At 46.9% G+C, this 25,804-nt stretch carries 16 protein-coding genes; 6 read left to right on the top strand and 10 right to left on the bottom strand.

Going from position 1 to position 25,804, the window contains the following annotated elements; all coding sequences use genetic code 11:
- Positions 1-543: 543 nt before the first annotated feature.
- Positions 544-1,323, top strand: a complete 780-nt coding sequence (locus tag BC643_RS15720) for a hypothetical protein (protein WP_120273984.1) — start codon at positions 544-546, stop codon at positions 1,321-1,323.
- A gap of 103 nt (positions 1,324-1,426) precedes the next feature.
- On the opposite strand, the gene BC643_RS15725 is transcribed toward BC643_RS15720, so the two are convergent.
- The 7 genes from BC643_RS15725 to BC643_RS15755 form a co-directional block, all read right to left on the bottom strand.
- Positions 1,427-2,143 (bottom strand): hypothetical protein, encoded by a 717-nt coding sequence (locus BC643_RS15725; RefSeq protein ID WP_120273985.1) that lies wholly within the window; start codon positions 2,141-2,143, stop codon positions 1,427-1,429.
- The gene (locus BC643_RS15730) at positions 2,143-6,870 is read right to left on the bottom strand and encodes an efflux RND transporter permease subunit (protein WP_120273986.1); all 4,728 of its coding nucleotides are present in this window, start codon (positions 6,868-6,870) and stop codon (positions 2,143-2,145) included. Before BC643_RS15730 ends, BC643_RS15725 begins: the two co-directional genes overlap by 1 nt.
- 5 nt (positions 6,871-6,875) lie before the next feature.
- Positions 6,876-9,962 carry an efflux RND transporter permease subunit gene (locus BC643_RS15735; protein ID WP_120273987.1) on the bottom strand — a complete coding sequence of 1,029 codons (3,087 nt, stop codon included), beginning with the start codon at positions 9,960-9,962 and terminating at the stop codon, positions 6,876-6,878.
- A 13-nt stretch (positions 9,963-9,975) separates the two neighbouring features.
- Positions 9,976-11,034 carry an efflux RND transporter periplasmic adaptor subunit gene (locus BC643_RS15740; protein ID WP_120273988.1) on the bottom strand — a complete coding sequence of 353 codons (1,059 nt, stop codon included), beginning with the start codon at positions 11,032-11,034 and terminating at the stop codon, positions 9,976-9,978.
- Positions 11,035-11,065: 31 nt separating this feature from the next.
- Positions 11,066-12,556: a TolC family protein gene (locus tag BC643_RS15745; RefSeq protein ID WP_120273989.1), complete on the bottom strand. Its 1,491-nt coding sequence runs from the start codon at positions 12,554-12,556 to the stop codon at positions 11,066-11,068.
- A 128-nt stretch (positions 12,557-12,684) separates the two neighbouring features.
- A complete protein-coding gene (locus BC643_RS15750; RefSeq protein ID WP_120273990.1) occupies positions 12,685-16,017 on the bottom strand; it encodes a golvesin C-terminal-like domain-containing protein in 3,333 nt (1,110 codons plus the stop codon).
- Positions 16,018-16,122: 105 nt separating this feature from the next.
- Positions 16,123-17,016: an ABC transporter ATP-binding protein gene (locus tag BC643_RS15755; protein WP_120273991.1), complete on the bottom strand. Its 894-nt coding sequence runs from the start codon at positions 17,014-17,016 to the stop codon at positions 16,123-16,125.
- Between the two features lie 283 nt (positions 17,017-17,299).
- Between BC643_RS15755 and BC643_RS15760 the strand changes: the two genes are divergently transcribed.
- Together BC643_RS15760 and BC643_RS15765 are read left to right on the top strand one after the other, a co-directional pair.
- Positions 17,300-17,911 (top strand): hypothetical protein, encoded by a 612-nt coding sequence (locus BC643_RS15760; RefSeq protein ID WP_120273992.1) that lies wholly within the window; start codon positions 17,300-17,302, stop codon positions 17,909-17,911.
- A gap of 191 nt (positions 17,912-18,102) precedes the next feature.
- Positions 18,103-19,050 (top strand): mechanosensitive ion channel family protein, encoded by a 948-nt coding sequence (locus BC643_RS15765; protein ID WP_120273993.1) that lies wholly within the window; start codon positions 18,103-18,105, stop codon positions 19,048-19,050.
- Between the two features lie 111 nt (positions 19,051-19,161).
- Here BC643_RS15765 and BC643_RS15770 read toward each other — a convergent pair whose 3' ends face one another.
- Entirely contained in the window at positions 19,162-19,839 is a 678-nt protein-coding gene (locus tag BC643_RS15770; RefSeq protein ID WP_120273994.1) for a hypothetical protein, read from the bottom strand.
- Between the two features lie 168 nt (positions 19,840-20,007).
- Here BC643_RS15770 and BC643_RS15775 point away from each other — a divergent pair, with 168 nt between their 5' ends.
- From BC643_RS15775 to BC643_RS15785, 3 genes are all read left to right on the top strand, one after another.
- The gene (locus tag BC643_RS15775; protein ID WP_120273995.1) at positions 20,008-21,633 is read left to right on the top strand and encodes a sensor histidine kinase; all 1,626 of its coding nucleotides are present in this window, start codon (positions 20,008-20,010) and stop codon (positions 21,631-21,633) included.
- Positions 21,634-21,647: 14 nt separating this feature from the next.
- A complete protein-coding gene (locus BC643_RS15780) occupies positions 21,648-22,343 on the top strand; it encodes a response regulator transcription factor (protein ID WP_120273996.1) in 696 nt (231 codons plus the stop codon).
- A gap of 223 nt (positions 22,344-22,566) precedes the next feature.
- Positions 22,567-23,781: an acyloxyacyl hydrolase gene (locus BC643_RS15785; RefSeq protein ID WP_120273997.1), complete on the top strand. Its 1,215-nt coding sequence runs from the start codon at positions 22,567-22,569 to the stop codon at positions 23,779-23,781.
- A gap of 10 nt (positions 23,782-23,791) precedes the next feature.
- Here the strand turns inward: BC643_RS15785 and gldB are convergent, their stop codons facing one another.
- Positions 23,792-24,790, bottom strand: a complete 999-nt coding sequence (gene gldB / locus BC643_RS15790) for a gliding motility lipoprotein GldB (protein ID WP_120273998.1) — start codon at positions 24,788-24,790, stop codon at positions 23,792-23,794.
- Between the two features lie 191 nt (positions 24,791-24,981).
- Positions 24,982-25,797, bottom strand: a complete 816-nt coding sequence (locus BC643_RS15795) for a hypothetical protein (protein ID WP_120273999.1) — start codon at positions 25,795-25,797, stop codon at positions 24,982-24,984.
- Positions 25,798-25,804: the final 7 nt, after the last annotated feature.

Genomic DNA, 25,804 nt, shown 5'->3' on the forward strand with positions numbered 1-25,804 from the left:
GTAAGTCCGATTGGTCGGTAAGCGTTAGTGAAGATATTCGTGTTAAAAGTATGTATAGGTTGTGAAAAATTGCTAAAAATGTTATTCTTTTTTAATTGATAATAAGAATATTAGGGTGTTTGCGTTTTTGTCTAACAATAAGAATTTTAATTTATTGTTAGGTAGATTTTTTAGCAAATGATTGTTCTATTGCGCGAAAGAAAAAAGCTTAAAATATTATATTGTTTATAAATACATTTGGATTTAACAATAAGAAGAATTTAAGATTATTTTAACTTTTGTTACATTTCCGAACCTATTTGTGCGGCTATGCCGAAATGTGAGTGAAGTTTGATGGAGAGTGAAAAGCAGAGACGAAAATCTTTTTACCAGCCTTTGAAATTTACTGACTCAGGGGGTATTCTCTGCCAGATCATTCCACTTCCGAACTATGTGACTCCATCGGCGTAGAAACAAGTATCGAAGAAGCCGGAATTTAGCCTACCTCGTATTGCGCAATCTAATTTAATTGAAGAATCAGCTTTAATCTAAAACGATTTAATCATGAAAGACAAAAACAGTTCGGGCTTGCAATTCTGTGTGTTATTGGTGGGAACCTTGATAATAATGGCATTGACTGTAAGTTGCGACATGACAGAAAACGATGACTTGGCAAGCGACAACACGACCGAGTCTGCTCTTAAAAGCAAATCCTTTTTGCCCGAATTCCCGGGAGCCGCCGCGTTTGTGGACGGTTTCACAAATCCATACCTGGCATTCGATGAAGGAAAGGTCTTTCACTACGAAGGTGAGACCGAGGATGGTACGGAAACAATCGTTGTTACGGTTACCAGCGATACCAAGGAAATCTATGGCGTCATGGCGACTGTTGTGAGCGACATTGCCTACCTGGATGGGGAGATGGTTGAGAAAACAGAAGATTGGTATGCTGAAGATCTGGAGGGGAACGTCTGGTATTTTGGTGAGTACAGTGAAGAATATGAAGACGGTGAACTTGTGGGAACAGAAGGATCGTGGGAAGCTGGAGTAGAAGGAGCTTTGCCCGGAGTTCTCATGTTTGCCAACCCCGAAATGGGGATGAAGTATCAACAGGAGTATTTGGAAGATGAAGCCGAAGATATGGCGATAGTGATTAATCTGAATAAAACCGTTGAAATTGATTACGGCACATTTGAAGGGTGTCTGGAAACGATGGAGTGGAGTCCGCTTGAACCTGGAGCTCGGGAGCATAAATTCTACAAAAAAGGCGTCGGTTTAATTCAGGAGTTGCAGCCAGGCGGAGGTCGATCCACCGTTGATTTGGTTTCGGTTGAAATGCCCTGAAAACACAGAAAAGGCTCCCATGGGAGCCTTTTTCTTTAAACTAAACTATTGATTTGTCAGAGCGGCAATTGCTACTACTCAATTGCCGTGATATAGGAGATTTCTAAATAAATTTCTCGCGTTTTTGGAGGTTAAATAACCCATACAAAACAAACACGATTGCACCGACTACCAGAAAAATCCGGTTATTGATTGCGATACCTTCCCAAACCATCTCGTTCATGTTGCGCGGAACGCTGTACGGATTCAAGAAAATATTCCACATTGTGCGGCTCAGGGTATCGTTCAAAATTAGTGCCAAAACTCCCAGAATTACCATAACTACTGCGGTTCCGTTACCATTTTTTATAATGGTCGAAAACATGAAGGCCATGCAGCCAAGAAAGAAAACAGGGAACATCAGTTGGTAAGTCATTTTAAATAAGCCAACAGGGGTGAGAAAAATATAACTCAGGCCCGCAAAACCATACAAAATGATCGATACCAGCACAAACACCAAAACCAGGCGAACGAGCCATACTTTGTAGCGATAATCAGGAATCCCGAAAAGAATTTCGAGAATGCCCGCGTCCACGTCATTTTGTATGCCGAAGGTCATCGGATAAAAAATGAGCAGAATAGCCGGGAACAGGAGAATGCCGTAAACGAATTCTTCGTCAGGAACCTCGCCGTTGATGACGTTTACGATGGCGATAAACACGTAGAAAGCCAGTGCTGCCAGTAAAAACCAAATGAATTTTCCGGCGAAGATGATCCGGAAATTGTACCGGATCATACTTGTCAGCAGGTTTATTGTATTGCGTATTGTTCGTTTGTCCATCACTTTAAGTCTTTAATCAAACACAAATAAGCGTCTTCCAGCATCGGGTTCACCAGGATCGCTTCGGGCGATGGAGCCGTTTGGGCCAGCACCCGTACACGGATTTTGTCTTCAACCCGCATGTGGTGAACCACCATTTGCTTGTTCGGCATTTTGTCGAATTCGCTGGCGGGCACATCGTACTGCCAAACCAGGTTTTCTGCCAGATGTACCATGTCGATCGGTGTTCCGTGGTATTTTACGCGGCCCCGAATGATAACGGCAACCTGGTTACACGAGCTGGCAATGTCCTCGATAATATGGGTTGAAAAGATGACGATACGTTCGCGGCTCAACTCAACCAACAGGTTACGGAAACGGATACGTTCGCGCGGGTCGAGGCCGGCAGTCGGTTCGTCAACCACCAGGATGCGCGGCAGGTGCAGTAAGATTTGTGCAATACCGATACGCTGTTTCATACCACCCGAGAACGAACCGATTTTTTCGGTGCGACGGTCGTACATGTGCACGGCTTTCAGTACGTATTCCAAACGTTGGTGGCGCTCTTCAACATCCGACAGTCCTTTCAATAGTGCCTGGTATTCCAGGTAATCCCAAGCGGGCATGTTTTCGTAGGTACCGAATTCCTGCGGAAGGTAACCAATCAGGCCTTGCAGCTCTTCGCGCTTTTCCTGGGTATCAATGCCGTTAATCCAGATTTTGCCGTAGCTCTGTTCCAGAATACCGCAAATGGTTCGCATCATGGTTGATTTACCGGCGCCGTTGGGGCCGAGCAAACCAAACATCCCGGTATTGATTTCAAGCGAAACGCCGTTCAGTGCTTTAAACGGAACCTTGCGTTTACCAATCAGTGGAATTTGTTTCACAAGGCGGTACACGGTGCGGCGAAGCGAGCCAAAGTGGCCGGTAATACGGTCAACATTCACTTTCTCTTCGTACAATCGTTTGGCCGTTACCGAAACAACCAGCCCGAGGTACCAAAGTACGGCCATGGCAACAACCAGCCCGATGAACTTCGTCTTTTCGTACAGGAAGAACAGTTCGACGAGTGGTAAAAACCAGTAAATTGCCTGGTAGCTGCGCGATGCCAGTGTTTTGTAAATTGTCTTGCCGGTATCGGTGTGGCGGTTATTCAGGTAAATGGTCACCGGTTTGTAAATCGCCAGCACGTAGAAATAGGTCATCAGCATCATAAAGGCAATCCAGAAAGATTGGCCCAGGAAGAAGAAGCTGAAGTAGACGAAGAAGCCCAGCAGTGGCAGTTGCCAGATGAGCTGGTCGAACTCGCGGATCGTGCGGAACTCTTTCTCGAGACCGGCGCGACGGCGGATGTTGAGGCCGCCAATCCACTCGCGGGAGAAACGTCCCGGGCGGTCGTAAATTTTCACCAGGTTCTGAATCCGGATTTGCACTTTTTCGTTGGGGCCAATCAGTTTGGTACCTGCTTTTTTCAAACTGTTGAGAACAAACCAGGTTGTTCCCGGAATCAGCACCACGGCCAGTACAATGTCGAGCATCTTCATCGTAAAGTCGTCGACCTTGAAATAAATGAGCGCGAATGCTCCTCCCATCGCCAACAACTGGAAGGTTTTCAGTTTCCAGTTCAGCGAGTAGAACCACTCCAGCGCGTTTTCCAATCCGGAATATAAAGTTGGGATGAAAATCAAAGTCAGTAAGGTGCTCAGCGTCAATCCACCGATCACCACAATGGCAAAAGGAGCACCGATCACGCTCACGTATTCGGCTTGCCCCATTGCGAGCGGCACCATCGCCACAATGGTGGTAATGGCTGTGATCAGGATCGGTCGCACCCGCGACAAACCGGCAGTCATCAGCGCACGCGAGCGGCGATAACCGCGTTTGCGCAAAATGTTGCTGTAGTCGATAAGGATGATCCCGTTGTTGACCACGACACCCAGCAGGATTAGGAAGCCGATCATGGTGTTGGCGTTGAACAGGCTGTTGCCGGTAACGACAAGGGCAGCCAGCGAGCCAATGGCAGCCAGCGGAATGGAGAACAGCAGCACGAATGGTGTGACGATTGATTCGAAAACCGACGCGAGGATCATAAAGATCAACAGGATGGCGGCGCCGATCAAAAAGTAGAAGTCGTCCAGTTCGTCGTCCTCGTGGATCACTTCCGCGGCAATACCCGTCGGGAAATTATAGCTGGCAATCAGGTTGTCAATTTCGTAGCGGTACGATTCCAGCAGGTCTTTCGATTCCTGCGCTTCATCAACCAGGCTGTAGGTAATTTCAATCTGTTTTTCCTGGTTCACCCGGTTAATGCTCGACAATCCGCGCGAATAAACCAGTTGCGTGAAGTTTTGCAAATCGTGTAAACCGCCGCTGGCATCCGACACTTGTACCTTTTTCAGATCGTCCATGCTGCGGGTTTCTGTTTCGGTACTTTCTTCGCTGTTATCCGATTGTTGTGTGATGATGATTTCATATTCGTCAACCCCCTGGTTGAAGTTCACACCGGTTGAAATCTCGCTCGAGAACGAATTCAGCTCACTGGCGACATTGGCCAGGGTGATGTTGTATTCGGTCATCAGCAGCGGGTCGAATCGCATGTGCACCTCGGGTTGATTGTCCGAAACATTCAGGCGCACACTGTTGATGATATCCATGTTTTCGAGGAAATACTCCAGATCCTGAGCTACTGTTTTCATCGACTCAAAATCCTGACCTTTCAACACAATGCTTTCTTCGTTGGTTCCGATACCCAGCATTTTTTGGAAACCGCCGGTCATATCGCGCGAACCGCCGCCACCTCCGCCACCACTGCTGCTTCCCGAACTGCTTTGTTCGAAGGAGATTTCTGCCGGACGGGTGTTTTTCACCAGCTCGTACACGCTTTTCTTAATTTCGGCAAAGCTGCGTCCGTCAACATCTTCATAGTCGTCCACCAACTTAAGCGTAACATTGGCCGACTCTTCTTCGATCCGGCTGACAACGTCGAGCTTCTCTTTGACACCATCGAGCTTTTCTTCAATTTTCTGCACAGTCTCGTCCGTCTTTTGAAGGCTGGAGCCCGTTGGCATGGTGACATAAAGTTGGATTTGGTCATTTTCAACCTCGGTGAGCGAACTCACACTGACGGTTAAAGCAAGGAAAATGCTCACAAAGAAAATGAGCACGCCCCCGATAACCGTAGCTGCCGGGTTGCGCATGCTTGATTTTAGCAGCAGCAGGTAAATCTGAACCATCCGGTTGTTGGTGGTCACTTTTTCGAAAGCGATGTTCCGGCCACCGCGTCGTTTCAACAGGAAGTGAATTCCCATGGGGATCAGCAGCAGTGCAACAACCAGCGAAACCAGCAAGGTTGAAATGATCGAGATGCCGACGTTTTTGCCGAGCATTTCAATCATATAGTTACTGGAAAAAACGAAGGGAAGGAAGACGGTAATTGTGGTTAGGGTGGCTGCCACAATTGACCGCCATACTTCTGTTGTGCCCTGCGTCACCGCAGTGTCGGCATCAACGCCCTTCCCTGCAAGGCGGTAAATATTTTCAAGTACGACGACACTATTATCCAGCAGCATCCCGACGGCGAGTGCCATGCCAACCATGGTTAAGCTGTTCAGTGTAATGTCGTAGGCATAAAACAAGTTGAAGGCCGTAAAAATCGAAACGGGTACAGCCAGCGCAACGAACGCCACGATGCGCACGTTTTTCAGGAACATCCACAGCACGAAGACCGCCATTAAACCACCAACCAAAGCTAGGTTGATAATTTGATTGATGTTATCTTCCATGGTTTCTGCCGAGTTGCTCTGAACTACCAGCTGAACATCTTTGCTTTCGAGCTTTTGGTTGATGCGGTCCAGCAGTGCCAGAACTTTGTGCGACAGTTCAATCTGGTTCGCCTGCGAGTCGTTTACCAGCTGAATGGTTATGGCATCCAGTCCGTTTACCCGGCTGTAGCTGGTTTGCTCTTTCACGCCAAAGCGAACCTCGGCAATGTCTTTCAACAAAATAGGACCATCGGCCACTACAAGATTTTCAATATCCTGAACCTTATCGTATTCGGCAGTCACATGCACAAAGTACAGTTGATCCTTTTCGACCAGGTTTCCGACGTAAGTCCGCGATTGCGAATTCTGCGACAACAGGGAGCGAATCTGTGCTGGTGTGATGTTGTAAGCTTCACAGGCCGCTTCGTTGGGAATGATTTCGATGGTCTTTTCCTGTCCACCGTAAACATTCACCCCGGCAATTCCGTCCAGGTTTTCCAGGTCATCGACCACTTCCTCGTCCACCACATTTCGAACACGGTCAACGCCGCCGCTACCACGCGCCTGAAGTTCCATAAACTGGTTGTTCATTTGCGTCAAGTCGACCCGGTTCACGCTCACCGTAATTCCGTCGGGTAAGCTGGACTGCATTTCATTGACCTTTTCCTGCAGTTTCAGGTAGGCCATGTTCGAGTCGACATTCTTTTGGTAGTAAACGACGATCGTTCCGCGTCGTGTGTTGATGCTTGATTCGAGTGATTCGATCCCTTCGAGCGTGCTGATTGCTCCTTCGAGCGGAATCACCACTTCGTTTTCGAGGTAATTCGGATCCGTTTCCTGGCTTGCACTTGCCTGAACATACAGGAAGGGCAACTCGGCATTCGGCAGCAACTCCACCGACAGCTGCTTGTACGACACATACCCAAGCAGGGTAAGGCCGATAAACAGCATGCTGATCAGAGTTTTTCTATCGATTATAAATCTCATAATTTTTAAACTTCAGCTTTGGGTTTAACAAAGCGATCTTTGATACTCTCAAACAGGTCGTAAACACAAGGAATGACTACCAGTGAGAGTAGGGTTGATGTGACCATACCGCCGATAACCGCCAAAGCCATGGGCGACCGCAGTGAAGCACTTTCGCCGATACCCAAAGTCAGTGGAACCAGGGCCAGAATAGTTGTTAAACTGGTCATCATGATTGGGCGTATCCGTTGTTGACCGGCCTGCAAAATGGCTTCGTGTCGGGTGAGACCGCCTTTTCGCAGCTGCAAAATCCGGTCGACCAAAATGATGGAGTTGTTCACCGCTATACCTGCCAGCATGATGATACCGATGAAGGCCATCATGTTGAACGATTTGCCAAGCAGGAAGAAGATCAGAATGGAGCCAACAACCGCCAACGGAATAGTCAGCAAAATGGTGAAGGGGTGCAGCAGCGACTCGAATTGCGAGGCGAGTACCATGTAAACCAGCACAATGGACAGTAGCAGCGCAAAACCTAAACTTTGCATCGATTCCTGGCGTTTGGCTTCTTCACCGCTGATGGTCACTTTGTAGTCGAGCGGAAGCGCGATTGGCGCAATAGCCTCTTTAACTTCTTTCACGGCTTTATCCAGCGGGGTATTTTTATCCAGTTGAGCGGTCAGTTTCCCAATCCGGTTCTGGTTGCGACGGTAAATTTCTTTGGGTGAGTGTCCCATCTTTACGGTTGCCAGTTCGTTCACGTAAAATTCCTGATCATCGCTGGTAATGCGCAGATCGCTCAAATCTTTCAGCGATTTATCCGGTAGTTTCAGGGTGATATCCTGAAGTTCGCCTTGTCGTTCTACCTGCCCGGCTGTTAACCCGGTCAACTGGTTTTCAATTTGCGAAACAACGGTACTCACGCTGATGTCGTGCATGCCGGCACGCATCCGGTCAACCATAATTTCAATCTCGGGCGAACCGCCTTCCATCGACGATTCCACGTTGTAAATTCCCGAAAGGCTGTCAATTTTTGTTTTCACTTCCGCAACCAGTTCCTGGATTACATCCAGATCTTCTCCCTGCACTTCGACAACCAGCGGTGGATCGTCGGTGCCCATGATTGTTTTCAGCGCGGTTTCGTCCTGTTTATAACTGATCTCCGTATCGGGCAGCTCGCCAATCGTATTGCTGATGGCGCGTATCGCCGCACTCGAAGTAATTGTACTTTCCGGTTTCAAAATGATTTTGACGGTCGCCGTATTTTCACCTTCGAAAATGGAGCTTGAGCTAGTGCTGATTCCGGTTGAAGGACCGATTTGACTGAACACGGTTTGCAGGTTGTCGCCCAAAATTTCGGTGACAATGGTTTCAATATTCCGAACAGCATCGCTGGTGCGCTGCAGGCGGGTTCCTTCGGCCATGTGAACGTCGAGGCTAAACTCGCGGGTTTCTGTTTTCGGCATAAACTCCGTTCCAATCATCGGAACCAACAAAACTGAAAGTCCCATCATAGCCAGTGCAGCAACGATGACGAGGTATCGGTTTTTCAACACTTTGTCTAGGAAACGTCCGTAGCCTTTTACCTCTACTGTCCGAACTTTCACCTGCTTTTTGTTCTTGTAAAACAGGTTGAAAAGCATGGGGATGAGCAGGATGGCAACAGCCAGTGACGAGATGAGCGAGAACGCAACCGTCCAGGCCTGGTCTTTGAACAGCTCGCCGGATGCCCCGTGCAGGTAAACAATCGGCAGAAAGACCACGATGGTCGTTAAAGTTGAAGCCGTGATGGCGCCACTTACCTGTGACGTTCCGATAATTGCTGCGTCGCGGACGGACATGCCCTCGTCGCGGTTTCGGAAAATGTTTTCCATCACCACAATGGCATTGTCGACCAACATACCCGCGCCAAGCGCGAGCCCTCCCAAAGTCATGATGTTCAAGGTGAGGTCGTTGAAATACATCAGGTTGAAGGTAGCGATAATCGAAATCGGGATGGCGATACTGATAATCAGTGTGCTTCCGATTCGGCGCAGGAAAACAAACAAAACGATGATGGCCAGGAAAATCCCCAGCAAGGCTGAATCTTTTACTTCGCCGATAGCGCTGCTGATGAAGTTCCCTTGATTGGAAACAACGGTCAGGTGGTATCCGGGCAGGGCTTTTTCGATTTCGCCGATTTCTTCGGTGATGGCATCAACTGCTTTTACAGTGTTGAATTTGGTTTCCTTGTAAACCGATAAACCGAGGCATCGCTGTCCGTTGAGGCGGACAATATTTTCAGGGTCTTTGTTTTTGACTGAAACCTTGGCCACTTCGCGCAGGAAAATTGGCGCGTAGGCAGAGTTGGTGTTGTCACTATCAATCTGCTTGTAGCCAACAATGACATTTTCAAAATCGTCAACATCGGTGAGCAAGCTCACGCCTTTCACCACGTAGCGGGTTCCCATTTCTTCGATGGTTCCGCCCGAAATGCTTTCGTTGAAGTTGCCGATTTTGGTTGAAATGTCGTCGAGGGTCAGGCCAAAAGCGTCCAGCAGATACTGGTTGGTTTCAATCAGAATCTGTGGTTCTTCGTCGCCGGTGACTTCAACTTCGGCAACACCTTCCAATCGGATCAACTCGTTACGGATGTAGTTTTCGGCTACCTTCCGCAGTTCATTCATGTCGTCGAGGTTGTCATTGGACAGTCCCAACTGTAACACCGGCGAGGTATTGGGGTCGTATTGGGTGATGTTGATTTCGTCCAGATCTTCGTTTTGTGAAAAGGATGAAACCGCTTTCTGCAAATCCAGAAAGGCATCTTCCATGTCTTTGTTCCAGGCATACTCGACGGTAATCTGGGCACTTCCGACTTTGCTGATCGACGAAACCTGTGTCACGTCACTTTGGCGGATGGCCAGTGCTTCGAGGTTTTCGACAAATTGTTTTTCAATTTCCTCCGGCGGACGCTCTCCGGCTGTTAGCTCGATGTAGAGGCGCGGATTATTTAGGTTCGGAAAAAGGTCGATTCCCAGTTTGTCGTAGGAGATGACCCCCAGCAAAACAATGCCGGCGATAATCATGAAAATAGTGACCGGGAATTTGACCGAAAATTCGCTTAATTTCTTCACGGTTTATCCCTTTCTATTTGATGATTTTTACTTTCGAACGGTTACGCAGTGTTTCAAATCCTTTGACAACCAGTCGGTCGTTTGCTTTCAGTCCCGAAGTAATTTCAACCCGGTCGTCTTCTTCGTAACCAAAAGTCACTTGTTTTTCTTCGGCGGTACCTTTGCTAACCACGTAGACAATTTTTCCGCGACGGCTCGAAACAACCACATCTTTCGGGATGACCACCACGCTGTCTTTGCGGTCGAGAATCACTTCGGCCTGAACGTACATTCCCGGGCGGAGTTTCATTCCCGGGTTTTCAACAGCCATCTTGGTGGTGAAGGTGCGGGTGTCGGTGCTGATTGCCGGCGAAATTTCTTCCACGCGACCGTGCAACGTGTCGTCAGGCAGGGTGTAGTTCATCACGCGGATTTCTTGCCCCGACTTCAGGTCGTTGATGTATTTTTCGGGTAAGTTGGCTTCGAGCATCAGTTTGCTGTAGCTCATCAGGCTGACAACCTCGGTGCCGCTGGCCACTTTGGTGTATTGCGTGTAGGTTGGCAATTCGGTAATAACACCTTTGAAAGGTGCACGAACCTGCATTTTTTCGAGCTGTATTTGAGCCAGTTCAGCAGCATCTTTCGCATCGACCAGCGATACCTGTGCACTGCTTAGCTCGCTGAGCGTCACACCACCTTTGTCGTATAGCGACTTTTGTTTGTCGTAGGTTTGCTGGGCGATTTTCAGGTTGAGTTCTTTGGCTTCCAAACCAATGCCGTTGAGGTATTCCTTATCCTCCAGTTCAATAATCAGCTGTCCTTTTTCGACCATATCGCCCAGAGCAAATTTGCGTCCGGTGCGCGGATTTACTTTCAGTACATAATTTCCGTCAGTCTCGGTGCTCAGCGTTGTTTCTTCGGAAGCTGTAACCGTTCCGGTTGTATTGATGGTTTGCTCGATGGATCCGAGCTTAATATCTTCGACTGATACGGGGATGGCCGTGTCGGTCTCGGCATTCGTACTTTGGTTGCTGCAGGCTGAAAATGCCAGGAGGGCTGCAAAAGCTATTGGTGTATATAATTTCAGTTTCATTATTGTAGTGTTTTCAAATTTCGGTTAGCGATTATTTTTTCTGTTTTGACGCATCAATGATTTCCTGGGGAACGATGGGTTCCTGTTTTTCGAAATCGTACAGCGACTGAACTTTCAGGTTTAGCAATTCAATTTTGTAGTCGATCAGGGCTTGCGCATACGCCATTTTTTGTTCTGAAAGCTGGGTTTGGTAAAGGCTGAGGTCCATACCGGTGAGGTCGCCGTTTTTGTAACGCTCTTCGTTGATTTCGTAGGTCAGCTGCGCGTTACGTTCGTTTTGTTTGGCAATGTCAATCTGCATGCGGTCGTTGTCGAGGGTGCGGCAAACCGAGCGGATATCGATAATAATTTGCTTTTTCTCTTCTTCCAAATCCAGTTGCGTCGATTGGATCACTGCTTCCTGTGCCTTGATGCGCGCTTTCTTTTCGCCCCAGTCGAACAGTGGTACATTGAAAGCGACTGACACTCTCGGGTTTCGGGTCGGGGTTTCGAAAATGTTGTTGAGTTTTTCATTCTCGCCAATCAAACCGATCGACAGGGCAACGTCTCCCTTGAATTCGTTTTCAGCCTTGGTCGTAATCAAATCAAACTGCGAACTCTCGACATCAATTTCGCGTTGGCGGATTTCCATACGGGAACTCAAACCGTATTCGATGGCTTTTTTCGAATCAATTTCAACGGGGTTAACGTTGACGTCGGTCATTACCATAATTTCTTCGAAAATATCCATCCCGATGTATTGTTTGAAGATGTCCTTGGCATTGTCTAGCGAAACCTGTTGGTTTTGCACATCCGACTGCGAAGTGGCATAGTTTAGTTCGGCCTGGTACAATTCTTCCATGGCCGATAAGCCCGCATCGACTTTGTTTTTCGTGATTTCGTAAGTTGCCTTGGTATTTTTCAGCTCGTCCTGGGCAATGGACAGGCTCATTTGCGCCAGGTACACATTGTAAAAATATTGACTTACTTGTTTCTCGAGGTTCAGCTTGGCCATGGCGTAACTCAGGTTCGAGTTTTCCAGGTCGAGCTCCAGTGTTTTCAGCTCCAGTTTCAACTTGTTGTAGGTAAACAAGGGCTGATCGATTGCCAGATTCAGGGTGTTTGTGAATACCTTGTTCTCGATTCCACTGGCTGTGGAATTGCTGTTTTGCCAGCCAAATTGGTTGACAAGCGAAATGGTTCCGTCGGTGAGCAAAACCGGCTGTGCAACCGTAAAAGTACCATACGATGCAAAACTTTCGTTGGTATACCAGGTTGACGTATAATCGTCGAATGTGCGGTTTTTGCTGTATTCAACAGGCGTGAGGCTGAGTGTAAACTGCGATTTCAGTGCGGCTTTCTGAGCCTTCAATAGTTGCTGTGATCGCTCCAGCGCCAGCAGCGAGGTACGAATGGACGGGCTGTGCTCCATGGCAATTTCCATGGCTTTGTCGAGGGTGATGAACTGCTGTGCTGAAGCAATTCCTCCCTGGAGCAGCAGTCCAAGCAGTAGTAGTTTGGTTTTCGAGAACAGGTTTTTCATTTCTATCTGATTTCAATTTTTAAATTTCATTATCGATAAAGCTTCAAGCTTTGAGCTGTCAGCTTTAAGTTTTCCATCCAGCCGCTTTCTTTTCATTCTGGTTACTGCGACTGAATACTGGCCACTGATCACTGTTTAACCAGTTTTACCGCATCGGCAATCACTGTTCGTCCCGAGTTTTCGTTGCTCAGTTCGACTATCGCTGTGTCGGGCGAGAAGTAGAACGCACCCAGGTGGTTCCAGCCGTCGTCCGCCGTTTTAATATCGACGATAGCGGCTTCGTCTCCATCGTCGTGATGAACGGTGTAATGGTATTCGCCGGGGTTGTCATTCCGGCCTGGTCCACGACGCTGCATCTTGGCGATGTAAGCGTAAACATCGTAAAAGCCGGCTTCGGTGATTGGAATATTCCAGGTTGCTATTTGGTCGCCGCTTCCCGAACGGATGTAGTAAGCCGAACGGACGTAAGTTCCGTAGAACGATGAGTTGGTCGTCAGCGTCCAACTGCGAGGTGGTTGCCAGTTGTTCATTCCCGAGTATTTCTCGGTGGTGACGTCATCTTTGGTCAGCAGTTTTTTCAGTAAACTGGTTTCTGTGTTGTCGCTCACTTTAAATCCGGGATCCTCATTGTCCAGAATAATTTCGTTGTCTTCGGCAACGCGTACCGGGATGTCGACCACTTTTTCGCCTTCAAAGGGAATCGCTTTCGGGTCTTCCTGGATATTGTCCAGTGGCAGACGGATCTCCGAGGGTAGGTTGCGCGAAACCAGCGTGTTGATGGTTCCGCCCCGCGGTGTTCCGGCAAGCAGGAAACTTACCTCCTTGGTTTGGTTGCCGTCCAGGTGAACAAGTTTCGTAATATTGTCAGTCGAACTTCTTGAGCCGGGGCCAAATCCGCCGCCAATACGGAATTCAACCGATACGATCCCTTCTGTTTCTTCGGTATTGCTGATTTTAAATTTGACCATGGTTTTTAGCTGGTCGCCATCGAGCACATTCACGGCCGAGACATTGCCCACCAGGAATGCCGGCAGCTCTTTGCTGCTGAACCAGTCCTTCATGTAGGGAATCAGGTCGATGTCGAAGCGGCTTTTTACTTCATCGTTAAAATCTTCAATGGAGGCATTGCCAAATTTCACCCGGTTCAGGTAGCTATAAAGGAAATCCTCGAAAGCGTCGTCGCCCGCTTTGCGTTTAATGATGCTGAATAGCGAGGTTCCTTTGAGCTGGATAACATTGTCGATGATTTGTTTCTGTTCGGGGTCTTTCAGCAGTTCCTCAAGGCTGTTTGAAAGCAGCGCCATGTTGGCCTGTTCGTCCTCCGAAGTTCCCTGCATATCGCGCAGCCAGCCCATCTGGTTGCTGCTCAGGTTACTTTTTTTGTAGCCCTCAAAAACGCGGTCGGTCACCGGCCATTCTTTCGACGAAATGTAATAGGCATAGTCGTAAAACAGCGGGAAAGCGAAGTAGGTATTGGTACTTTCTTCAACCTGCATTTGCCCCCCCGAGCGGCTGAAATTGGGTCGGCCGCTTTCGCTGGTAAAGGTTGAAAGGAAATTCTTCAAAACCTGTATTTTCTTTTCTTCGGGCGTCATGTCCTGTTGGCGGTCGCGTGGCCCAAAGCCTTGCTGTCCTTCAAAACGTCCGTTGAAATCGGCTTCGTCAACCAGCACACCTTTTTCGGCATACAACATCATCTCGGGTTGCATCTGTTCGCGGGTGCCGCTCAATACGCGGTCGTAGCTGTAATACTGTACCGGCACTTCAACCAGCGAGAAGCGTTCGAAGGGGTAATACATGTCCAGCGAGCGTTCGAAGTCCTGCAACGATTCGAGAACCAGTTCCGGAATCGTGTCCTTTATGTCCTCGAAGATGCTCGAAAAGTAATCGTGTCCTTTTTTCGTGTAGATATTGAAGTCGAGACCGTCAATGTTTTGTTCAAGTCTATCATATTCGCCGATAACCAGCGAAATTTGCGAGTTGGCATGGCTCGATTCAAACCGAAAAGTATCGCCGTCTTGTTCCGATTTGCCTTGCGAAATGGCTGTCAGTCCGGGTTTGGTTGTTACTTCAAGTTTGTAGCGGCTAAACTGGCGGGCCAGCCACTGGCTGTTTGTTTTTCCGTAACCGGCGCCGGGTACCGGATACCAGGCATTTTCACGGGTCAGCAGCACATAATCGTCCGTTAAAAATGCGTATCGCTTATCAATTTGGTACATGAAATTCTTGAAAGCTTCCTCGCGGGTTTCATCATCAATGTCAAGGAAAGCAGCAGCTTCATTGATGTTTCCGGCGTAGGTGAATTCAATTTCGGCCCGGTCACCGGCATTCAATTCATAATCTTTCAGCTCAATAATTCCCAGTTTCTGTTCAAAGGCTTGAGTTTGTCCGCCGACTTTCAGTTCACTCACTTTTAGTCCGGGATTCAGGCTGAATATGACTTTTTTGATTGGTTTGCTACCTCCGTTTCTGACGCTCAGCACAGCCGTTGTCTCAATTTTATCGCCTTCGTGTTTGAGTTTAATGTCGTAATCGCGAACCCGAACGGCAGGGTTACCCAAGTAACTTTCGTTCAGGGTCTGCATGTTTTGGCGCAAGTCGCGTTCAGTCATAAACTGGTGTACATGGGAGTAGCCCAGGTAAAGCGCAACGAGCAAACAAACGGTTCCTAAAACAGAAGCTCCGTAGCGGACTCCCTCCGAATGCGGCAGGCGTTTTAGCAGCAGAATGGTATATAAAATGAATGAAAGTCCGAAGAAGAAATACATGCCGCGGTGAACCAGCAGGGTGTGCATGTTGCCAAAGCCCACAAAATCAGAATAGGTAAGCGGAATATTGAAGGCCATGTAGTCGAAGAGGTAGTAAAACTTGGCCTGCAAATAGAACAGCGAAATGGCAACGTAGCCGAGCAAAACCACAAAAGTTACGGCCTGGTTTTTAATAAGCGACATAACCAAAAATGACAAGCCCATGATGAACACCAGCGTCGGCACGCTAATGAGCAGGAAGTACCACAGGTAAGCGATGTAAGTTACCTCGGTGTGTTTGGCAATGAGGTTGAAAATTAAGGCGATGCCCAGGATGATGAGGTTGAGCACGATGAAAACGCCCAGGTTACCGAGGGTTTTCCCGATTACATATTCGCCGTTGGTCATCGGGCGCATGTAGATCACCTCAGTGGTATCGAGTTTTTTGTCGCGTTTCAGGAAGTCGCTGGCCAGGAAGATGGCAATAATGGCTTGCACCACATTCAGCAGCAACAGGTTCACATAAGGGATGTTAGCCGGTAGTCCCTTTAGCGCCCACATGCCGGCACCTCCGCCCATCTGAATTAATGTGCCGATATTGAAGAATACCAAAACGACCATCGCCAGGATGGCGAAAATGCGGAAGAACCAGCTTCGTAGCAAGGTCGTTGTTTCATACTTCGCGATGGCACGAATGTTATGCAGAGAGATCATAGGTTACTATTTTGTTGTTGTCGTTATCTGTTTGTCAATTTCATCTTGGCTTCCAGTGAGGGTTTGACTTGAAGTCAAGCCCTCACTGAAAACACAGTTTTGTCTTTACACCGCCGACCACTGGTTCAGTTTGTTTTCCATGTAGTACACGTATGCATGTTCCAGGTTCGGGTCGATGTTGTGCCCGTAGTAGCCGTTTATCTGGTCGGCTACGACCTGTATTTCCCAGCCTTCAGCAGTTGGAACAGTTGAAATAACCGGGTATTTTTCGTTGATTTCCATGTATTCACTTTCGGTCGCTTTAATCAGCCAAACTTTGCCATTGGCTTGGCTAACAATATCATCCGGTGAGCCGCTGTAGGCCAGTTCACCTTTGTTCAGCAGGGCCATGTTTTTACAGGTACTCGAAATGTCGCCAACAATGTGGGTTGAAAGGATGATGATAACATCCTGGGTTGAGATCGTCGACAGCAGGTTACGAAAGCGGATGCGTTCTTCGGGGTCGAGGCCGGTGGTTGGCTCGTCGACGATAATTAATCGCGGGCTGTTGATGAGAGCCTGCGCAATGCCGAGGCGGCGTTTCATACCACCCGACAGTCGGTTGGCTTGCCGGTCTCGCGCTTCAAACAAACCAACTTCTTCCAGCATTTTATCAACCGAGTCGGCGCGAAGTTTTTTGTCTTTAATGCCGGCAAGGCGAGCGGCATAGTCCAGAAATTCGTAGGTTTTCAATTTCGAGAAAAAGCGAAAATCCTGCGGCAGGTATCCCAGCATTTTCCTGATTTGCTTGCGATCCTTCACCAAATCGAAACCATCGATGGTGACTTTCCCCGAGCTGGGTTTCATCAGGGTGACCAGAATGCGCATTAGGCTCGATTTCCCCGCGCCGTTTGGCCCGAGTAAGCCGAACATTCCGTCATTAATTTCCAAGTTGATGTTATTGATGGCCCGATTCCCGTTCGGATAGATTTTGCTTAGTCCTTCAATGGTTATCTTCATTTGTTCAGTCGCGTTGTTTGTAAACTTTTAGGGGAGGCATATTTTTAGTTCTGAGACTATCGTTCTTTGGAATCGTTTAATCCGGGAATAGGAAATTAACGTATTAAAAATCATTTTTACTTTTAATTTCGATGAACGCTTCTCAGCAGGCGATAAGCCGCGCGTTTACAGGAAATTTTATGCCAATGCCGGATAACATTTCATTTCCACACAACTAATTTGAGGTTTATGATAATTTAGGGTTTGGATTGTGCTTGTGTATTTCAGTTCCTAAATCTAAATTATGATTCGTCCGGGTGTTTTGTTGATTTTCATGTTTGTCTGTATTCGATTATCGGCACAGGAAATTACCCCACATTCCTATTATATTTCAATAGACGGAATGCTTGGAAATTTTATTGGTCACGAGTTTCAATTCAATTACGTCTTGTCTGAGAAGTATACTTTTCGATTCGGACATGCATTCCAGGATCGAAAGGCCGCTTCGATACCTGCTGACTTTAGTGGTGGTCTTGCGGGGGGATTGACTTTCGGGTTGACAAACCCTCGGGATGAAATTCAAAGCTATCAGTTACTGGTTGGACGTATTTTTATGATTGAAGATCAGCACAAGGCACGCTTGAATTTATCAGCCGGAATTGCGCGGTCGCATTTGAAGGAATACACAAATTGGAAGGGCGAGAATAATGGTATCTTATCGCTTGGTTGGAACTATTCCGCCGATTTGGTATCTTCAGAAAAGTGGAGCTTTGTGTTTAATCCCCGGCTCGAGATTGTTGCAACCCGTTATTTGGGTGTGTCTCTTTCTACTTTTCTTCAATATAATTCTTCAGGGACGACTTGGGGATTTGGAGCAGGATTGTTGCTTGGAAAACTTCGCAATAAGCAAAAATAATCGGTACACCTGTGAAGGTCTCTCCACACCCCGGAAAGCCATTCTACATTCGTGTTGAATCGTCATTTTAGACTTCTGCCTTTTTATCGTATTGATATGTAGTTACCTATGGGGTTTAGTCATTGCTAATTCTTAGCTTGGCACCTTTTTCGTTGACCAAGGGGTGAATCATTCACCCTCAAATTTTATTTATGGAGAAGATATTTACGACTGAATTTTGGGAAACGGTCGCAACTAGTCTTGCACATTGGGTGGTTACCGAGTTGCCTTCGCTGGTGATTTTATTGGTGCTGTTCATGATCCTGCTGCGTGTTGTCAAGTTTTTCATTTCCAAATTGAAAAAGTTATTAGTCACTCAAACGATTCATCGGCAGGAGGAACCCGACACAGAGGCTGAAAAACGCCTGAACACACTGATGGGCATCGTTCGAAAAGGAGCAGTTATCATTTTATGGTCGCTGTTTATTATGATTTTTCTGAAAAAGATCAATATAGAAATCGGTCCGATTTTGGCCGGTGCCGGTATCATCGGTTTGGCTGTTGGGTTTGGTGCTCAGGAGTTGGTTCGTGATTTCATCACCGGATTTTTCATCCTGCTTGAGAACCAAATTAGAACAGGCGACGTGGCTATAATCAACGGAACCGGAGGGTTGGTTGAAAAAATTGAGCTTCGTACAATTACGTTGCGCGACCAGTCGGGCGTGGTGCACATCTTCCAGAACGGGAAAATCAATACTGTTTCGAATATGACGAAAGGCTGGTCGGCCATGGTATTTGATATTGGTGTGGCTTATAAGGAAGATCTGAACAAAGTGATGAAGGTCATGAAAGAAGTTGCAGATGGTATGCAGAATGATCCGCAGTTTAAAGATCGCATTCTGGAGCCGATGGAGATTTTCGGTCTCGACAGTTTTGGCGACAGCGCGCTGGTCGTGAAAGGGCGTATCAAAACCCGTCCGATCGAACAGTGGAACGTAGGCCGCGAATACAACAAGCGGCTGAAGGAAGCTTTCGATGAACATCGGATTGAGATACCATTCCCGCACCGCACGATTTATTGGGGAGAAGAAATTGACCCGCTGAAACTGAGTATGCAAAAAGCTGAAGAGATTGCCCGTGAAAAGGCAAACAAAGAATAAGTTCTGATTTGTGATTGTTTTACAATGTGAAAAGGCTGTCGGCACAGAGGTGCGACAGCCTTTGTTTCACTGTTTAATTGCTTATTGAAAAAGGGAGGGGAGAATATCGATTTATTTCGTTTTTCCTGTTTCTACCTGAACTTCAGTTTCGACTTCAACTTTCTTTTTTGTTGGTTTTTTGCGAATAATTTCGATTTTTTCACGACCATCGCTCATGTCTTTTTTTGTGAATGAGATAATATCCGGATCATTCAAATCAATCAGGTTCGACTTGTCCATTCGTTGCATCTGTTTTACGTGCATTGCTCTTGGTGGGCGTTGCATGTCCGGTCCACGGAAGCTCATGAAATCGTCACCTCTTTCACCTTTATGAATGAACATCATGTGGTGTGTTGAGTCTCCATCCTGGAATTTGAATTCGCGCATGGCTTCAAATTCGCCTGGTCCGCGGTGCATAAATACTTCTCGTCTCTGTCCGTCCGGACCTTCGAAACGGAAATGTTTCATGTGTTTACGCATTACCGAGTCATTCGGGAAATCAGGAGGCATTGGTGGTTCGCCGCCCGGGAAAAATTCGTCGAACTCGCCTTCGCCAAACCAGGTGAAGTCTCCGTTATCGGTGATGACAGTGTCCAGTTCTGTTTTTACGCCATCTTCAATTTTTACGATTTTCAAATGCTTTTTTGCGGGTTTCTCGTCCTGCTTTGTATCATCGGTTGTTTGGGCCCAAGCCCCGGTTGCGCAAAATAGTGTTGCGGCAACGAATAGTGTTTTTGCGTACGTTTTCATGTTTTATTTTTTTTGATTTCGAATTCTGAAACAAAGATAGAGGCGACCCCCGGCAACTATGAGTTAACGGCAAGCTAAAATGAGTTAAAGAAAAGTTAAAGTCGAAAAGGGCTGTATTTTAAAGCCTTATATTTGAACTGAAATTAGAGGTGGAAATAAATCAGCCGGATGAACAGAAAGACTTTTAGTTATATCGTGATTCTCATGGGACTGTCGATTGTGGGCATTATCCTGGTGCAAATCATTTGGATTAACAACGCGATTGGAGTTAAGAATGATTTGTTTGACCGGAGTGTGAATGAAGCCATGGGGCAGGCTGCTCAGCGATTGGAGGATCGGCGTAATTTTCGGATTTTTACCAGGTTGGGAGATCGCGATAGCGTGATTTGGGTTGAAAACAATACGCCTCCGCCGCCTCGCCGGATGGACATGTTTCGGGGTAAGAAATATCCCGGAGATATTCAATTCGAATTCCATACGGATAGTGCCGGAGTACAGAGACACAGCTATTCTTTTAAAGGTGATTCGGGTCAGCATTTTCAATCCGAGACGGTTGTAATTACCCGCGACGACAGTACCATTGTTAACGTGCAAAAAGTAATTGCCGAGAACGAACGGAAACTGGATTCACTGAACATGGCGCTGGATTCGCTCGAGTTTACATCGCCCGGATTTCAAAAGCGGGTGGAGCGAAAGACGCAGGATTTAAAAAACTTCACACACCGGGTAATTACCGAGATGACCGATGTTGAACATGAGCGCATTCCGATTCCGGAAATTGCGGAGGTAGTTCGGCGCGAACTTTCGGATAAAGACATCCCAATCGATTTCGATTTGGCAGTCGCGGAGCATGATACCATTCGGGGATTGTCGGCCAATGCTGATAGCCTGGCTTTGGTGAATACTTCCTATGTCGTTCGGTTGTTTCCGCGCTCAATCTTTGATCGCGACACTGAGCTTCGGCTGTATTTTCCGCAACAGGGCACTTTTATTTACCAATCGGTGACCTGGCTGTTAGCGGCATCGTTGATTTTTTCGCTGATCATTTTGCTCACCTTCAGTTTGAGTATTTGGTTTATGCTTCGTCAAAAGAAAATCTCGGAGATGAAGACGGATTTCATCAACAACATGACGCATGAATTCAAAACACCGATTGCAACAATATCGGTGGCTGCCGATTCTATTTTAAATGAAAAAGTGATTCGCCAGCCCGATCGGGTTCAGTACTACGTGGACATGATTAAGAAAGAGAACATCCGGATGAACCGTCAAGTCGAAGATATTTTGACCATCGCACGGCTCGACAAAAAGGAGTTCGATTTTCAATGGCAGGCAGTTGATCTGCATTTGTTGATCGAGGATGTTTGCGAGAGTATTCGGCTGCAGGTAAATAAACGGGGTGGCGAATTGAAGGTGAAACTCGATGCTATGAATCCCATTGTGACCTCGGATCCGGTGCACTGCTCCAATTTAATTTACAATTTGCTCGACAACGCGAATAAATATTCTCCTGATCACCCGGAGATTGAAATCTCGACGAAAAATACGGCCACTGGAGTTTTGGTTTCGGTTAGCGATAAAGGCATCGGGATGACGAAAGCGGTGCAGGCGAAAATATTTGAACGTTTTTACCGCCAGACGAGTGGAAATATTCACAACGTGAAAGGGTTTGGACTGGGGCTCAGTTATGCGAGAGCCGTGGTCGAGGCCAACAAAGGGAGCATTCAGGTGCACAGCGAGCCGGGGAAAGGTAGCCGGTTCGAAGTATTGTTGCCCTTTGCTTTAGACGTTTAAAAGAGGATTGATTCATGAAAGACCAGAATATACAGATTTTCTTGTTGGAGGATGACCTCAGTTTTGGGGCTGTGCTGAAATCGTACCTGGAGTTGAACGACTACGAAGTTACTTGGGTGGACGATGGTAAACGTGCCGTGGAGCGCTTCCGGGAGGGCAGTTTTCAGCTGTGCCTGCTGGATGTGATGCTGCCCAATGTGGATGGATTTACCGTTGGAAAAGAAATCCGCCAACTGGACAAACAGGTACCTTTCATCTTTTTGACGGCCAAAGCTATGAAGCAGGACGTTTTGAAAGGTTATGAAGTAGGAGCGGATGATTACGTAACCAAACCTTTTGACACGGAAGTGCTTCTTTGTAAAATAAAAGCAATTCTGAACAGGGGAAGGGCGACTGAGGCGCCGGAGGCCGAGTGGTACGATATTGGGAACTATCGGTTTCATCTTCAGAAAAGGAGCATCACCAAAGGAGAACAGGAGCAGAAGTTGTCGCCGAAGGAAGCCGAATTGCTGCAGCTGCTGGTCGAATACAAGAACAACCTGCTGCCTCGCGAAACGGCCTTGAAGAAAATTTGGGGCGACGATGGCTACTTCACCGCCCGCAGCATGGACGTTTACCTGACCAAGTTGCGAAAATACTTCGCTGAAGATCCGTCTATCGAAATAAAAAATATTCACAGCAGCGGTTTTATCCTGCAGGTTCGCGATTAACGCAATTGATGAGTTTTTTTAGTGCCGAAAAGAAATTTACTAAGCTTCTGAAAGACACGGGGGACGATGGATTTTAAAGGAATGGGATCGATTATGTTTTGTTAAAAGTTTGGGGCTTTCGCATTAAACTGGCTTAATAATTGTAATCAATCGTTCGCAACTTCATACTTTTGTCAATATAAATAGAGGCAAATTACCGTTTGTCCACCCTGTTCCATTTTTTATGATACGTCGCATTTTTCAAATACTGATTCCCTGTGTCTTTCTTTTTGTGGCTCGGGCTGAGGCCTTTGGCTGGGATCCGCTCACGTCGATTCTGAAAAAAGATACCTTAAAAACGGAACCGAAACGATACAGCTATTTTTCTGCCCGATACGAAATTGGTCGTGTTTTGCAAACCAACGATTTTGTGCGCGGAGAAAATTTGGCAGGAAAGCCAATTGATACTTTTCATGCCCTGACCTTGAGTTATGGTGTGCAAACGACGGGCCGAAAAGAATGGCAACACGTGTTGAATTTCCCGTATTACGGAGTTTCTTTTTACAATGCTAATTTTTTCAATTCAAGGGAATTGGGTTATCCAACGGCACTTTATGGTTTTATAGGTTTGCCGATCAAACGTGGCCCGCGGTCGAGTTTTGGTTACGAGTTGGGATTTGGACTAACCTACAACTGGCAGCCGTATGATGAATACAATAACCCTTTCAATATTGCAATTGGTTCGCACCGCACGGTGTATGGTGGAGGTAACTTGTACTACAGTTACGATCTGACGCCGCGTTGGGAGTTGAAAGGGGGAGTTGAATTTTCGCACTTTTCGAATGGGGCGACTAAGCAACCCAACAGCGGGCTCAACCTGTTTTCTCCTTTTGTCGAGTTAAAATATTCATTCCACGATCGCCCGGAGTTAGTTCGGGTGATGCCTCCGGCTTATCAAAAACATTCAGAGATAGCGGTGCAGTACGGGATCGGCAAGATGCAGGAGGAATACCGCAGTAAGGAGAGCGAAGATATTTTTGCCCTGGAATCGTTCATGATGATGAATGTATCGGTGGCTTGGTTGAGGCAAACGACCTGGAAGCATAAATTCGGTATTGGTACGGATTTGACCTACAACGAAGAGGGTAATGTAAAAATCACTTATCACGAAGGACAGGAGCCCGATGTTGAAAAATCGTCAGCTTTTTTCGATAAAACGTCGATGGGGATTTACGGGACCTACGAGTTTTGTATCGACCGCCTTTCGCTGGCTTCATACCTTGGTGCTTACGCTTTACGGAAACACGATGATCGGGAACCACCACTGCTTTATCAAAAGTTCGGTGCGAAATACCATTTCAAGAATGACATGTTTATTGGGATTTTGGTGCGTGCACACAACTTCTCCGTTGCCGATTTCATCGAATGGAATATCGGCTACCGCTTTAAATGGTATTGATGTTCGTCGGTTATTCCGGTTGATAGCCTGAAAGGTTCAGTATTTTTTTGCAGTCTTTTTCTTCCATTAATTCAGGGATCGTCACTTCCGAATGTTTATTCATGTAAGCTTTCACAATCTGCCAACCCAGCCAGGCTCCGGTTCGTCCGGGTGAATCGGCGGTGAAGCTTGATGTGTACGGCGAATCGTCGACATAACGTTTTATGTCCATACGCTCGGTTGAGAAAAGCATTTTGTATTCAGCCAGGTAGGTCCACATCGCATTTTCTTTGATGGAACAAAACTCCAGTTGTTTTTGGGTGTATCCGATTTTTAGCGAGTCCGGTGTATCGGGCAAAGTCGCGTCCAGCAGGTACAACATTTTCCCTTCATAAATCATCCGGTCAATCAGTTGCTGACCGTAACCGTTAAAGGGGAAAATGGTGGTGCTCCAGGCGTACATGGCATCCGAAACAATCTTGTCCGGATTCATATTGATTGTTTGGTAATTCGGAATTCCCAGGCGCGGGTAATAATTGCAATCGCGTCCAAGGTACTTGTCGAGTCCGATTCCCATCAGGCTGTCCGTCATGATTACCGACTGGTTGAAGCCGCTGATGCAGGTGAAAACTTCTGGGATGACTTTGTCCGGAAAGTAGTAGTTGAAATAGCGGAAAGCTTGTTGAAGTCCGTCTTTAATTTGATTGCGGTCGATTGTTGCATCAACTTTTCCTTTCACCTCTAAAATCAGGCTGTCGGACACAAACGAATTCAGCCGCTCGGCGAAACCCTCGTCCTCCGGATAGCCAATTGTAATTATTTCGGAACTGAAAAGCGGTAGGATGTTCGGGTATTTTTTCTCCAGGTCGGGAAGTTGTTGTTCCAGATTGGTGCCGGCTGCAAATAGATCAGTATCGAAAGCATAAAACTGAAAATCGATTTTCGTATTCGATAAATCAACCTTAAACGGATTTCGGCCACAGGATACCAACAAAACAAAGCAACATGCAATCAGGAACAATTTTTTCATAACTCAGTCAATTTTCAACCTTGCATTTTTTCATGCAAAAGACCCCGGTTTTTCGGGATCTTTTCTGTTCAAACTAAAATTTGCAGGAAATATTTTAGCGATGATAGTTAAAAAAAGATAACTGCACAAAAGTTGAAACGGAAGGCCGAAGGAAACACATGACGCTGCGGCCCTTCCTTTTTGGGGCTGGTTTAGTAAACGGCGTCAATCAGCTCCCAAAGTTCAGACCGAACAAGCTCTCGCGTTTCATTGGTTTCCTGGCTGATTTTGCCCATGTCTTCACCCGGATGCGCAGCTTTCATTGCCGCATTGTAGTCCGCTTGTCCGAGCTGCGAGAAGTCTTTGAAGTCGTTTACGGTGATGTATTGATAATCGAGTCCGTAACCGGAGGGGTACACTCTGCCCCAAAGCGACCAGCCCGCCCGGGTTCCGGCTTTGATGAATTGTTCGTGGATAGGCTTCCAAACCTGATCTTCCATTTTCAGGTATTCGCCGTCTTCGCCTTGTTTGACGCGCATGTAGTCTACCTGCACAAATTTTGGCTCGGTGCTGTCGGGAGGCATTGGAATGTAATCCTGGCGGTACAAAAGATTTCGGGTAACCAGGTCGCGGCTTTCCTCGGTGTCGGTGTTTACCGCTTCAACATCCTTATCCGGATGCACAGTTATCGGATCAACCGACCACGGGTTTTCTAACTTTTCAGGATTGTTGAAAATAGTAACCGTGGCATAATTGTATGGATCCGAGGTTGCAGTGTACCGAATCCGATAGAACAACCAGGCAACAATATCGCCGTTGTCAGCACGAGCCTGGTGCACTTGCTTCCAAAAATTATGTTCTAATTCAACGTAATGCCACTCCTGTCCGGGTTTGGTTTTCATGTAGTCGACAATGGCAAACAGGTTGTCGTTTTGTGAAAAACTATCGAGCGAGGAGAGTGAAAAGAGGAGTGCGAACAGAAATGGGGCGCTTTTTTTGAGCGAGAGTTTGGGTAATTTCATTTTCATAACAGGG

Source organism: Mangrovibacterium diazotrophicum, assembly GCF_003610535.1.
GTDB lineage: Bacteria > Bacteroidota > Bacteroidia > Bacteroidales > Prolixibacteraceae > Mangrovibacterium > Mangrovibacterium diazotrophicum.

What these genes read in the sequence shown, in the direction of transcription:
- BC643_RS15720 (WP_120273984.1), top strand. Translation starts at nt 544, where the DNA reads ATGAAAGACAAAAACAGTTCGGGCTTGCAATTCTGTGTGTTATTGGTG.
- BC643_RS15725 (WP_120273985.1), bottom strand. Translation starts at nt 2,143, where the DNA reads ATGGACAAACGAACAATACGCAATACAATAAACCTGCTGACAAGTATG.
- BC643_RS15730 (WP_120273986.1), bottom strand. Translation starts at nt 6,870, where the DNA reads ATGAGATTTATAATCGATAGAAAAACTCTGATCAGCATGCTGTTTATC.
- BC643_RS15740 (WP_120273988.1), bottom strand. Translation starts at nt 11,034, where the DNA reads ATGAAACTGAAATTATATACACCAATAGCTTTTGCAGCCCTCCTGGCA.
- BC643_RS15745 (WP_120273989.1), bottom strand. Translation starts at nt 12,556, where the DNA reads ATGAAAAACCTGTTCTCGAAAACCAAACTACTACTGCTTGGACTGCTG.
- BC643_RS15750 (WP_120273990.1), bottom strand. Translation starts at nt 16,017, where the DNA reads ATGATCTCTCTGCATAACATTCGTGCCATCGCGAAGTATGAAACAACG.
- BC643_RS15755 (WP_120273991.1), bottom strand. Translation starts at nt 17,016, where the DNA reads ATGAAGATAACCATTGAAGGACTAAGCAAAATCTATCCGAACGGGAAT.
- BC643_RS15760 (WP_120273992.1), top strand. Translation starts at nt 17,300, where the DNA reads ATGATTCGTCCGGGTGTTTTGTTGATTTTCATGTTTGTCTGTATTCGA.
- BC643_RS15765 (WP_120273993.1), top strand. Translation starts at nt 18,103, where the DNA reads ATGGAGAAGATATTTACGACTGAATTTTGGGAAACGGTCGCAACTAGT.
- BC643_RS15770 (WP_120273994.1), bottom strand. Translation starts at nt 19,839, where the DNA reads ATGAAAACGTACGCAAAAACACTATTCGTTGCCGCAACACTATTTTGC.
- BC643_RS15775 (WP_120273995.1), top strand. Translation starts at nt 20,008, where the DNA reads ATGAACAGAAAGACTTTTAGTTATATCGTGATTCTCATGGGACTGTCG.
- BC643_RS15780 (WP_120273996.1), top strand. Translation starts at nt 21,648, where the DNA reads ATGAAAGACCAGAATATACAGATTTTCTTGTTGGAGGATGACCTCAGT.
- BC643_RS15785 (WP_120273997.1), top strand. Translation starts at nt 22,567, where the DNA reads ATGATACGTCGCATTTTTCAAATACTGATTCCCTGTGTCTTTCTTTTT.
- gldB (WP_120273998.1), bottom strand. Translation starts at nt 24,790, where the DNA reads ATGAAAAAATTGTTCCTGATTGCATGTTGCTTTGTTTTGTTGGTATCC.
- BC643_RS15795 (WP_120273999.1), bottom strand. Translation starts at nt 25,797, where the DNA reads ATGAAAATGAAATTACCCAAACTCTCGCTCAAAAAAAGCGCCCCATTT.